The 12,909-nt window shown below is 50.7% G+C and carries 8 protein-coding genes; 3 read left to right on the forward strand and 5 right to left on the reverse strand.

The features are described from left to right. From J7438_RS02950 to hisD, 3 genes are all read left to right on the forward strand, one after another. Positions 1-4,952 (forward strand): hypothetical protein (locus J7438_RS02950; RefSeq protein WP_209275394.1); only part of this gene is annotated, 4,952 nt, incomplete at its 5' end. Positions 4,953-5,197: 245 nt separating this feature from the next. Then, positions 5,198-5,854: an ATP phosphoribosyltransferase gene (gene hisG, locus J7438_RS02955; RefSeq protein WP_209275395.1), complete on the forward strand. Its 657-nt coding sequence runs from the start codon at positions 5,198-5,200 to the stop codon at positions 5,852-5,854. Then, positions 5,851-7,179 (forward strand): histidinol dehydrogenase, encoded by a 1,329-nt coding sequence (gene hisD, locus J7438_RS02960; protein ID WP_209275396.1) that lies wholly within the window; start codon positions 5,851-5,853, stop codon positions 7,177-7,179. The genes hisG and hisD overlap by 4 nt, the downstream gene beginning before the upstream one ends. A 266-nt stretch (positions 7,180-7,445) precedes the next feature. On the opposite strand, the gene J7438_RS02965 is transcribed toward hisD, so the two are convergent. The 5 genes from J7438_RS02965 to J7438_RS02985 all read right to left on the reverse strand — a co-directional run bounded on the left by J7438_RS02965 (position 7,446) and on the right by J7438_RS02985 (position 12,839). After that, entirely contained in the window at positions 7,446-8,417 is a 972-nt protein-coding gene (locus J7438_RS02965; protein WP_209275397.1) for a hypothetical protein, read from the reverse strand. A gap of 246 nt (positions 8,418-8,663) precedes the next feature. After that, the gene (locus tag J7438_RS02970) at positions 8,664-9,575 is read right to left on the reverse strand and encodes a glucosamine kinase nucleotide-binding domain-containing protein (protein ID WP_209275398.1); all 912 of its coding nucleotides are present in this window, start codon (positions 9,573-9,575) and stop codon (positions 8,664-8,666) included. Positions 9,576-9,581: 6 nt separating this feature from the next. Beyond that, positions 9,582-10,319, reverse strand: coding sequence for a chitin disaccharide deacetylase (gene chbG, locus J7438_RS02975; protein ID WP_209202589.1), 738 nt, complete (start codon positions 10,317-10,319; stop codon positions 9,582-9,584). Positions 10,320-10,493: 174 nt separating this feature from the next. Further along, a complete protein-coding gene (locus J7438_RS02980; protein ID WP_209275399.1) occupies positions 10,494-11,807 on the reverse strand; it encodes a 6-phospho-beta-glucosidase in 1,314 nt (437 codons plus the stop codon). 33 nt (positions 11,808-11,840) lie between these two features. Beyond that, a complete protein-coding gene (locus J7438_RS02985) occupies positions 11,841-12,839 on the reverse strand; it encodes a LacI family DNA-binding transcriptional regulator (RefSeq protein ID WP_209275400.1) in 999 nt (332 codons plus the stop codon). Positions 12,840-12,909: the final 70 nt, after the last annotated feature.

Raw genomic sequence — 12,909 nt, forward strand, 5'->3', positions numbered from 1 at the left:
GCCTGTTTGCCGGTGATGCCCGGGTCGTGTCCAGGGTAATTGATAAGTTAACCGAACAGGCGGAGTCGCTGGTGCAGACCCTGGCAACTCACGGGCTTGGCTGGTTAACAACCGTGGATCAGGCAACGGGGCAGCAGAACCTGGAAGTCGTAAAGGAGATCCTGGTTCGTCGTGGAAATACTCTGGTAGAACCACTGCTGACCGGCGTGGCGGGCGAGGCGGCGGCACTCGGAAACCAGGCATCAGAATCCACCGCGCTCAGAAACGCCGTGATGCCGTTCGTACAGGACCAGGTCCAGAAAGGTCAGGTACTGGAACGGCTGGCCGCTCACGGAGTGGATGCGCTGGTAAACAGTGTCTGCAAGCATAAGGACGACCTTGCAGGGGATGTAAAAGCACTGACCCGGGCAAGCATCGACAAAGCCGTACCGGAACTTGAAAGGCTCCTGCACACAAGGTTACGAGCCCTGGCTGCCGCAATGAAAAAGAGTCCAGAGGATAAGCGCGACGTAGTGGCTGACCTGCGCCAGGCGGCAAAAGCGCAGAAGCCAGAGGAAAGGGCTGGAGATGTTGCTGTCACCAGTGTGAAGAAAACGACAACGAACCCTCATAACCAGCAGGACCACTGGCATGATGCCCGTCAGGCCGCAGCAGAGCAGGCCAGCGAAATGGTCGGTGATTTAATCAAGCTGACCATAGATGAAACAGAACAACTGGAAGTGGCCAGGTCAATACTGTCTGACAGCTTTGGCAAGGTTATCAAGGTCGCCGTTCAAGAAGGTGCCGGATTTGTTGCCAAACACCAGGGCAATGGTGTGGTGCTGTCCGGGGATGGCATAGCTAAACTGACCGGCGTCGTATCTCCATTTCTTACGACAAACGTTGTCGAAAGTATCACCGAAAAGCTGTTGTCTGCTGCCTGGCAACAACAAACAGTGAGTGAGGTGAAGAAGGCAGCTGAACAAGCACTGATCCCGGGCAGCCCGGATAAAGTCAGTTCGACACAGAAGCAGCAAACTGTCCGACAGGTAGCTTCGGTTCAACGTACGACTATTGGCAGCGAAGTCGATGACATGCTGAAAACAGGCCTCGCCGAGATGCTGCACAGCGGTGCAGACCAGCTGGAAGCGGTTTTGGAAGGTCTGCCTTACGACAGTGTGAAAGCGATGGCCAGTGACCTGACATTGCAGGGGATCGCTGATGGCACCAGGTGGCTGGACGTACTGGCAACCGGCCTGTTTGCTGATAATGAAGTGGTCGTCCCCAGGGTGATTGATGCCATTACTGAGCAGGCGGTGGTGACCCAGCAGGCGGTCATTGACGGTGTGCTTGGCTGGCTGGCTAAAGAAGATACCACGACAGAACTGCAGCCGAACCGGCAGAAACTGCTGGATATTCTTGTGCACAGATTGAATGGCCTGGTTGTACCGACAGTGACGGGTACCTCCAGCCTGGTGGCAGAGAGCCTACAGCAAACATCACAGTCCCGGTCTCTCAGGGATGCAGTGCTTCCTTTCCTGCAGAATCAACTCAACAGGGGGCAGGTACTGGAACAACTGGCCGGTTACGGTGTGGATCAGCTTTCAGGCTGGATACGTCAGCATAGAACGGTGCTCCGGCACGATGTAGAAGTCCATGTTCGGGCAATGATGCGACAGGCGGCCCCGGAGATGGAATCCATCCTGCATGATCGGCTGGCGACTCTGCGCTCTGCGGTCAACGGTAGTCAGCAGGATAAGGGTGATGTTGTCGCTACCCTGCGCAGGGCTGCGGAAGCAATAGCACCTGCTCAAGGGGTGAACACAGCCACTGAGAAAGGCGGCCACTCTCGTCAGTCTCAAATGATGGATGACCTGATACCAGACCTGAGCAAGGGCATTATGGAAGTGATTACTCAAGGCGCTGATATCATCCGTCGTAAGGCATGGGCAGACAATCTGCGGTTGAAATCCGGGAACGATGCAGATCGTTCCAGAATGTCTATTTTCCCAATCGTTCTTCCCCATGTTCAGCGAATGGTTAACGAAGCGGTGAGTGCCGGGGCTGAATACGGTATCGGAACGCTTGCAGAACCATCCGATGGCAATTCGGCTGGCATTACCGAAGCTGTTAACCTCCATGTGCAAAGTCTTACGGCTAACTATTTAGGCCAGGCGGTTGCCGATTCGATTGAGGGTATGGCTAATGCCGTTTATAACCATGCAGATGGCATCCAGAGCGCAATTGAGGCGCTTTTGAAGAATGTGAATGTCGAAGCTTCAGCACCATTGGACCTGGCAGCATTATTAATGCCGCATATTGATGGTGCAATCGATAAGGCCCTGAATCATGGCAAGGGTTTTATCCGGGAAGGCATGGAAAAATGGATCAAAGCCAATGCCCTGGCAGCGACACCGGAGCTGCACAAGGCCATTGATAAAATGTTAACGCATCTGATGGCTAATGGTGGGGAATGGATTATCCGTCATCAACAAGGGGTTGAGTTAGAGGTTATCGAGCCAATACAGAAGGCGATGGCCGAAACACTCAAGCAGGCTCAGGCGGATATTATTCAAAATATTGCTCTCTGGTTGAGTAACGACGCTAATTTACACCATTTCGTTGCAGTATTTACCGACCAGATTCGCACAACGGTTACCCGGGTTGTTGTCGATGCTGTGGCAAAGCAGATTGCTGGAAAAGAGGGAGAGACAGAATGTAAACGTGCAGTTGATGATATGACGCCTTACCTGACCCCCATTATTGATCAGGTGTTGACCCGGGCGATGACTTACACGGGTCGCTGGTTTTCTGGTTGGGTCCGGGATCATGGTGCCGACATCTCATCTCTGGTGAATCCCCTGATTGATAAAACCGTGGAGGAGGTTATGCCTTCTGTACGTCAGGCGGTTCAGGATAAAGCATTACTGCTGGCACGAAATAAAGCACAGGACATTGATTTCAATAAGCTGGCTGCAGAAATGGCGGCGGCTTTTGCCCACAGCTTTGATCCGGATAAGATTACGTCCGGCGTTGTGCAGGTTCAACCAAAAAGCTGTGTGGCCAGGGAGCTCCCGAAAATTTTATGTTTCCTGATGCAGACGACGGAAACCTATGAGTGTTTGGGAGGAAATCTCAATGAACCGGTGAAGATTGACCGGGTCATCATAGATGGTCGGGTGTTTAAGAATATTCAGGCTTACCTGACGAAAATGAAGGATGGCTCTATTCAGATTCGCAAAATGGATCTGATATTCGAGAATGAAAATCAGGTTGATGTTGATATCGAAGTGACCGGAGTATCCATTTCCTATCAATTACCGGAAAAAAGCAAGTTGTACAAAGCCGCTCTATTAGCAGCTGCCCCTGCGATGAGCCCTGCCGATTTAGCCAGGAGTCTGCTGGATACATTTACGCCAGATCATATTGATTTCAATGTTGATCAAATTACGGGTGAGTTTCACGACAATATTCTGGACGGCCCCGGAGAAGATATTCTCAGTTTTGGCCTTAGCAACCTGAAACTCTCTCTTAACATACATAAGTATGCTCCAAGACCTTACATCGATATCAGTGTCGGGCCGCAGGATGGACATCCAACCATTGAGTCAGTAAAAGTGAGTTTGGCAGGCCATAGCCTGGTTGATCATGTCGAGGCGGATATTCACATTGACCGTCATCGTAATGGTTACGCTGATGTAACGACACTGCTGATGCCTGACCGGTTGAGTCGTTTTGCCGGGTGGCTGATTGGCGGGCCTATTAAAGTCGATGCCAAAGTTGCTATTAACAATACCACAGGAACTCTGGATGATATTGAATCCATCCGTGTTCATGCCGGCCGTTTCGGTAAGGTATGTAAAGCCATGTTTAAAAATACGCTTAAAGCCTACAATCCCGGACTCACTTTGGCAGATGATGGCAAGGCGGTTATCAAGTTAAAGTTAACGCTATTCTCTGAAGAAAGGTCAAACCCGATTACCCGCTGGTTAGCCAAAACGGCCAATCGCATCCTGCAATTTTTCACCGTACCTGTTGCAATACCGATGTCGTTCAAAGGCGCTCCCTATACACCTGCCTTGCAAGGTGAAAGGGGAATTGGGTCATTTAACGCCCTGCGATTTATTGATGGCTTATTTAACCCCTGTCCTTTGTCCATTCACAGTGATACCCATGAAGAGTTGCTGAGTGCGCTAAGGACGGTATCAATCGATGAAAATCCAAAATATCATCTTATCCTGCTTGGTAAGGTCATTGATCAGGTGATCAAAGAATTCCGGCTGGGTAATGCTCCGTCACACTCCATTCTGGCAAGGAAGATTCCATTGGAAAGTCTGGTTTTGCTGGTTAATAGTGTGAAGGGAAATACAACTGGACCGCAGGATCTGTCCCGTCTGTTATTCCTGGTTGCCAACCTGGTGGAAGCGCTTCCGGAAAGAGCGGTGCAACTGGTGAACAGATCCGAAGTTACTCCTGAATCAGCGGGACAGCCCTACCTGTTGCATCTGATATCTACCACACCCACCAGCTCCTGGCTGGCTAACCCGGAGGATGGCAAAGTGCTGGAGCCGATTTACCAGAGTTATCAATTCCAGCGTTTGCAGGAATTCTGGCAGAACAGTCAGAGTAATCCTGATGGCAGTATTTACAATCCCGCTAGTGAAAAACGGCCTGAACAAAAGCTTACTGAAGAGGTGGTAGGGACGGTACGTAAGCTGGTCGGTGACATAGATATGCCCGATGACATCAGGCTGATGATGGCCCGGGACTTTGATTTTGCCAATAAGATGTTCGGAGCAGGGGCTCCTGTAAAGCAGGATTTGCCAGTCAATTCCCGGGCAAATCCGTTGCCGCACTCTTCGCAGGGTGTATTGCCTGTTAGTCTTATAAAAGAAATGGATAGGCCAAAACGTCGGCTTAATGCCCCGGCAGACCCGAAACTTTCTGGGGGCTTTCCGGCCCTTGCGGGTTGATTAGATAAATAGTGAGTATGCTTTCAAGAAGAGCTGGCCCATTTAAACAACACATGCCAGCCTCCTACCTTTCTAAGTACCTTTCCCTATATCTATGTTATTATCCAATCCTGTTCACCGTATCCAGGCCAGGGATACTCTCTGGCGGAAGGGTACCTATAACAATTCATTAATTCTTAACTGTGCAGTTCTTCTACCTCCACCATTTTAACAACGTATGATAAGTAAGGAAGCCTGAGAGAAGTATGTCGAGCCAGATCACTATCGCGCTGTCCAAGGGGCGCATCCTGAAAGAGACTCTCCCTCTGTTGAAAGCTGCGGGTATTGAGCCTGCGGAGGATCCGGATAAAAGTCGCAAACTGGTGATTGGTACCACGCACCCCCATGTAAACCTGCTGATTGTCCGGGCCAGTGATGTGCCAACCTATGTTGAGTACGGTGCCGCCGATATGGGCGTGGCTGGCAAGGATGTGCTGATGGAACACGGCTCCTCTGAGTTATATGAACCTCTGGATTTGAACATTGCCCGGTGCAAATTGATGACTGCGGGGAAGGTTGGCGCAGCACAATCCTCTGGCCGACTTAAGGTGGCGACGAAATTTGTCAATATTGCCAAGCAGTACTATGCCTCCCGGGGGATCCAGGCGGATATCATTAAACTCTATGGTTCCATGGAACTGGCTCCGTTGGTTGGCCTGGCGGATATCATTATTGATGTGGTGGATACCGGAAACACCCTGCGGGCCAACGGTCTGGAGCCTCAGGAGCTGATTGCTGAAATCAGTTCCAGAATGGTGGTCAACAGGGCATCCATGAAAGTGAAGTACAAAATGATTGGCCAGCTACTGGATCAACTCTCCAGAACCATTGCAGAAACCAATACGGTTGAGGAACAAGCATGACGTCGGAAGTCGTAGCCCCGGTTCAACTGGATTTCAGCAGTCCGACGTTTTCATCCCGGCTTGACGCTCTATTGGCCTGGGAGTCTGTTTCAAACGACAGTGTCCAGCAGCAGGTGAAAGAAATTATTGCTCAGGTGCGCAGACAGAAAGATCAGGCTGTGATGGACTACACATGTCGTTTTGATCGGCGTCAGGTCACCAGTATGGATGAACTGACTCTCGATGCTGAGCGCCTGCAGCAGGCGCTCAACAGCATTCAGCCTGAGCAGCGGGCAGCGCTGGAAACCGCCGCAAAGCGGATTCGTGACTACCATCAGCATCAGCAACAGAGCTCCTGGAATTACCGTGAGAGCGATGGCACATTGCTTGGCCAACAGGTGACCCCGATGGATCGGGTGGGACTTTACGTGCCCGGTGGCCGTGCATCCTATCCTTCATCGGTACTAATGAATGCCATACCAGCCTCGGTTGCCGGGGTGCCTGAGGTGGTGATGGTGGTTCCCGCACCAGACGGTGAGCTGAATGAACTGGTACTGGCGGCGGCCGCTGTTGCCGGGGTCAGTCGTGTATTTACCATCGGTGGTGCCCAGGCGGTGGCGGCACTGGCCTATGGCACGGAAACGATCCCGAAGGTGGATAAGATTGTCGGTCCCGGCAATATTTATGTCGCTACCGCCAAGCGGGAAGTGTTTGGTCAGGTGGGTATCGATATGATTGCCGGCCCGTCAGAAATACTGGTGGTTTGTGATGGCCACAGTAACCCCGACTGGATCGCCATGGATCTGTTCTCCCAGGCGGAACATGATGAAGATGCCCAGGCAATTCTGATTTCACCGGACCGGGATTTTCTGGCGCAGGTGCAGGAGAGTATGAATCGACTGCTGCCAACCATGGAACGGCAGGATATTATCGCAGCGTCGCTTAATAAGCGCGGAGCCCTGATTGCCGTACCTGACCTTGAGGCAGCCTGTGAACTGGTAAATCGCATCGCACCGGAACACCTTGAGCTATCGGTTGAAGAACCCGAGAACTGGCTGCCAGAGATACGCCATGCCGGTGCTATTTTTATGGGCCGATATACGGCAGAAGCTCTGGGTGATTACTGTGCGGGCCCGAACCATGTATTGCCCACATCAGGAACCGCACGCTTCTCTTCACCTTTGGGGGTGTATGGCTTCCAGAAACGTTCTTCGGTGATTCAGTTTTCTGCGCAAGGGGCATCGGAAATGGGGAAGGTAGCTTCCGTTCTGGCCAGGGGAGAGTCACTGACTGCCCATGCGCGTTCGGCAGAGTATCGTATTAACCAGGAGGCTGACCGAGAATAGCGCCCGTAGCGAGGATGGCAGCAAATTGGTCTAAAGTACGCTTTTGTTCGGTAAATAGCCCCGCTATGCACCTCACAAAACCGAATTTTTATCCTCAATCTTCTGCCGCCCTCGCTACGGGGTCGCCTGGATGTGCGCTATTCTCGGACAGCTTCCCGGTGGCCCAAGAACCCACAATAATAAGGGATTGGCCGAAGAGGCAAAAGCCTGCTTCAGCCCTTAGTCAATTTGCTGGTTACATAGCAGTCTGGAATTCGAAAAGAGTCTCAAAGAATTTTACAGGAAAAGTTCTGTTCTGTGTGTTGTGTACTCGCAGATTCAGGTTTCCATTTAACATTACTGAGTAATGCTTTATCAAGATAATTTAAACACCAAGGGTTATACCTTATCAGAGAGTTTTTATCTTCATAAAAGCGTATGATTTCTGGAAGGTCGTCAATTGTTGCTGTTGAGTTCAGATTATTATCACCGTTATCTGGATCTTCTTTCATTATTTTTAATTTTTCGAAAGATTCATCAAAGATTTTCTCAAAAATAAATCTTGCTTCCTGTGGAGAGATATCCTTCAGGTAATCTTTGTGAAGAACAATAAAATGAGTGTGAATTCCTCCCGCCTCATATTTTGGTTTTAATTTTCGAAAGATTGACTGTTCAATCGAATTCATTATCCCGGAATTAGCGGACTTTATTTTCAGATTCCCGTAGAAATGATCGACAATCCAAGGAGGTGTACGAAGTAAAAAACCAATCAAATCAGAACTGCAAGGTGTTTCTTTTAATGTTGGGATAGATCGAAAAGCAGTAGAACAGAAGTCTTTCTTCAGTTCGTTTACTTTGAATTTTGGTTTCCCGATAGCCATAATGTTGGCAGCTCCTGTACCCTGACAATCATCTGTCAGTACTGCATAAACATTCATATGTTTGGAAAGTAATTCCCTGAAGTCTCGGTGTGTAATAAGTTTTTCATAGCGAATCACAAGAGGTTTTTTATCCAGGGGCCGGTAAAATTTTTTTGTCATGTGGATTGATGGCAAATCGGGTAGGGCCCTGGCAGCCTGTACAGACCTTGATGCAGCTGCATCCCCTGCTGTATTACATGTTCTGTGAGTAATGGGATTGTTGGTTTCACTTTCCCTTTGCGAAACTTTATTATCAATATTATCAATTTTTCGATTTTTGTTTTCTAGGTGGGGATTATAAGTGATTTTTGAAACATCATCATTATTTACACTGTGCATAGTCTGAAACCATGATTTTGAAAAAAACACAAGACCCATTTCGTTTAATGGTTCTTGACCTTTTGTTTTAATTCTGACCTTTTTTCTAAAATTAAGTTCCCTTAGGGGGCTTGTCCGAAATAGACTGGCCTACACGTCAACTGCTCCTGAGTTGCTCAAACTCCGTTCGTCCTGAGCGGAGACTGTGCACATCAAGCTCATTGAAATGACGTACTATTCGGCTTCCCGATGGAAGCCGAACGTTTTTCAGAGGAGTTTCATAGCCATCAACAGAGCACCGTGCATGGCATCACCCTGTGGCAGGGTGGCAATGGCCGCAACATCCTCTGGCAACCAGGGCATAACGTACTCACTCAGCCCGCCCACTAATGCACACTGGCTAGCGCCACGCTGATGAAGGACCCGGATCATCATGGCTGCGTCGCCAGCGCACTCACGAATCAACTGTTCTGCCAGCTTATCGCCCTTGCTCAAATGCTCAACCACCATCGGTCCATAAGAACCGTAGTCTCTCGGCAGAGCACTGTCCTGCCAGGCAACGGCATTTTCAGGACGGTTGTCAAATGTTGCCATGATGGCCTGGCTTAAAGGGGTTTCTTCTTTCATACCTTCATGGGCCAGCAGGGCATAACGGACTGCGGCGAGGCCCAGGCTGGCACCACTGCCATGATCCGAGATCGGGAAACCCCAGCCGCCCAGTGTTTTCATGTCACCTTCAATCAGGCTGGCACCACAGGAGCCGGTACCAAGAATCAGGATCGCTCCGTCCTTGCCATTAAAGGCACCCATGCAGGCGGCGTAGGCATCGGTTTCCAGGAAAATACCGGCAAACGGAAAGCCCCAGTCCAGAACAAGGTCTCGTTCTTTCTGCTGATTGACACCGGCCAGGCCAAGACCGGCATACATACGTCCAAAGTCGTTTTCTTCCAGGCCTGCTTTATCCATCGCTTCACAGGTGGCCTGCATGATGGCATTACAGGCTGAATCAAGCCCGGTACGAGGGTTCGCGCTGCCTGCGAACCCTTCCCCAAGAATAGTGCCGTCGAGATCGGCGATACGCGCCCGGCATGAAGTACCGCCGCCGTCTACGCCCAGAAGAAGAGGTTGTTTGCGGTCAGTGTTGTTTACTGAACTGTTCGTCAAGAGTGCGGATGCCATATCTGCTTAATCCTGCAGGCAGCTGTAATCGGAGATGGTAACACCCATACTGCCAAGAGCTTCAGGCAGTGATGGATCGGTCAGAATGGCCAGCTCACGGGCTCTGGCGGTTGCATAACCGCTGGCTGCCTGCAGCGGTTCGTCGATCAGAGCCGGATGTGCCATCAGCTCCAGCACCTGAACTCTGCCCAGGTATTGGCGAACGATCTCAAGAAGGTGTTCACCTGTCAGATTGTCACCGTAAAACTTGTCGGAAAAGCCCAGGCTTTTGCCCTGGTATTGGGTTATTTCATTTTCCGGGCGAAGTGGAACCTTGTACTCTTCAGCCAGCTTCCTGGCGATAGGGGCGACCAATGGGTGGCGATGGCAGTGGTGGTGACCATCCATATGGCTGAGTTCAACACCAAGGCTCAGGAAGTGTTCAATCTGTGCGCGCAGTTCGCATTCGATTTCTTCCGGGCTCATGGACTGATTGTCCCAGAACTGGCTCTGGTTCTGTAATTTACCGGTCTGGTCAAGCAGGGTAGGAACATTTTTGTCCATGGGGGTGCCTGCGGTCAGACGAAGATGGATGCCCACTTTCAATCCCGGATTGAGTCTGGCCAGTTCAGCAGCATGGCGCTCGGCAGGCATGCCCACCATGAAGGTGGTGGAGCGGACAATACCTTGTTGAAAAGCTTCGATGATGCCCAGGTTTACACCCCGGGTCAGGCCGAAATCATCGGCATTGACGATCAGTTTCATAGGGCGCTGGAGATAACTCTCCCCCTCAGAGATGTAGGAATTTTGAACCGCAACGGATTAAAGGAGGCGCTGCCCGCTACCCACCGCCCGCCGCCCGAAAAAACCGGGCTTGTGTGCTTTTTCGGGTGGCGGGCAGCGGAAAGCGCTTTTTTCTCTTCGCGGTTCCCAAACAAATTAAGCGAGGTTGGCAAATTGTGGCAGGTAATCGCGGTTCTCGGCGATGATATCGTCAAGAATCTTCTTACCCGTGGCCAGATCCGGAACCAGTGGGTTCAATGCCATGGCCATCAGAGCCTTGTCGTAATCGCCATAAACGGCAGCATCAATAGCCAGCGTCTCATAAGCCTTGACCTGCTGGAGCAGACCATTCAGATGCGTTGGCATAGTACCAAAAGAGATGGCATGTGCACCGTCGGCATCCACCATGGCATTGATTTCTACCACAGCATCGTCTGGCAGGCCATTGATGGCACCATTGTTACGGGTATTAACGACATTCATCGTTTTTTTGTTGTTCCAGATGGCATCTACCAGATCCAGAGAGACTTCTGAATAGTAAGCGCCGCCACGTTTTTCCAGCTGGCTTGGCTTATGATCCAGATCAGGATCGGCATACAGTTCAAACAGCTCTTCTTCGGTTTTCATCACCTGTTCTGCACGGGTACCACCAGACTCTGCGGCTTTCAGTTCATCAGCCAGCATCGCCTCTTTCAGATAAAAGTAACGGTGATAAGGGCAGGGAACCACTCCAAGGGCCTTCAGGAACGACTGATCCCATGGCTCTTCGGTAATGTTGTTCATGTTCAGACTGGCACCATCTCCCAGCAGTTTGAGAACTTCCTGAGTCTTATCTTCACCGGCAACGGAAACTTTGTGAACCCATACCATGTGGTTCAGACCGGCAAAATCCAGGGACGCTTCTTCCGGCTTAACACCCAGCATGCGGGCAATGGAGTAGTGCATATTGATGGGGACGTTACAAAGCCCCATCACTTTGACATTGGTATGCTTGATAACGGCTTCAGTCACCATACCAGCCGGATTGGTAAAGTTGATCAGCCAGGCATTTGGGGCAACTTCTTCAATATCACGACAGATGTCGAGAATCACAGGGATAGTACGCAGCGCTTTGGCAAAACCACCAGGCCCGGTGGTTTCCTGACCGATGACATTGTATCGCAGGGGGATACGTTCATCACGGGCACGGGCTGCCAGACCACCCACACGGAACTGGGACATAACAAACTGGGCGTCTTTGATGCCTTCACGACGGTTCAGTGTTGCCCATACTTTAATATCAAGGTCGGCTTTTTCGATCATGCGCCTGGTGAGATCGGCGACAATGTTCACTTTGTGTTCACCGTCTTCAACATCAACCAGGCAGATTTCGGTAACAGGCAGCTCACGGATACGGCGGATAATGCCGTCAACCAGCTCCGGTGTGTAGCTACTGCCACCGCCAATAATCGTCAGCTTAAGATTTTTCATGATAATTTCCTGAGAACCTTTGCTCTTAAATTGCTATTTAAGAGTACGGACGGACTCTCTCTGTCGTAATTCTGGTTTAAATGTTTCCAGTGCGGGCAACGGTTGTTGATTCATCAGGCCTGAAAGTGCTTCTGATGCCCGGGCCGCCATCTCTTTGATGGGAAAGTGCACTGTTGTTACCGCAGGCGTTAACATGGTGCAGATACTGACGCTGTCAAAACTGACCATGGAGATATCGCCTGGAACGGTCATTCTGCGTTCTCTGAACAGGTCAAAGGCACCCACACACATCTCTTCGCTACAGGAATAAACGGCAGTGATATCCGGATGTTTTTCCAGGATTTCGGCCATGGCGTGATAACCGCCTGTCCGGTCATAATCTGCTTCGGCCACCAGTGATTCATCCAGTTCAATGTGGTGTTCACGCAGTGCCTGCTCATAACCCTGAAAACGCAGCTGTGCGGTGAGTCGCTCCCGTGGGCCTGCCAGACAGGCAATTTTGCGATGACCATGCTCTATGAGATGGTTAACGGCCAGCTTACCAGCTTCAGCGTGTTCAAATGCGACACAGCAGTCTTCCAGCCCCTCAATCTGTCGGTCCAGGAGGATAAACGGAGTTTCTTCCTTCGCCAGCTCAATCAGTTCTTCGTCGTATAGATTACGGGCATGAAGAATCAGACCATCACAGCGCATATCCTTCAGTCGTTGGATTGCCTTCTGTTCACTTTCCCGTGAGCGCTTGCCCCGGCTGACCAGCAGAAATTTTCCCTGCTGATCCATCTCTTCCTGAACTTCAGCCATCAGCTCGGAGAAAAAGGAGCCCCGGTAGGAGGTAACCACCAATCCAACGGTGTTGGAGGAAGAGGTCGCCAATGAGCGAGCCAAAGGGTTCGGGCGGTAATTCAGCTTTTTCATCGCCTTATGTACGCGCTCTCTGGTCGCTTCCTTAATCTGACCTGTCTCGTTGAGAACCCGGGATACCGTTGCCCTGGAAACCCCTGCCAGTTCAGCTACGTCCTTTATGCTCGCCATTGCTGTCTCCTGATTCCGATCTGATTACGCCGGGCTTTTTCGTGAAAATACCTTGTGGAGTACTCTCTTT

The sequence above is a fragment of the Thalassotalea sp. G20_0 genome, from assembly GCF_017744175.1.
Classification (GTDB): Bacteria; Pseudomonadota; Gammaproteobacteria; order Pseudomonadales; family Endozoicomonadaceae; genus Endozoicomonas.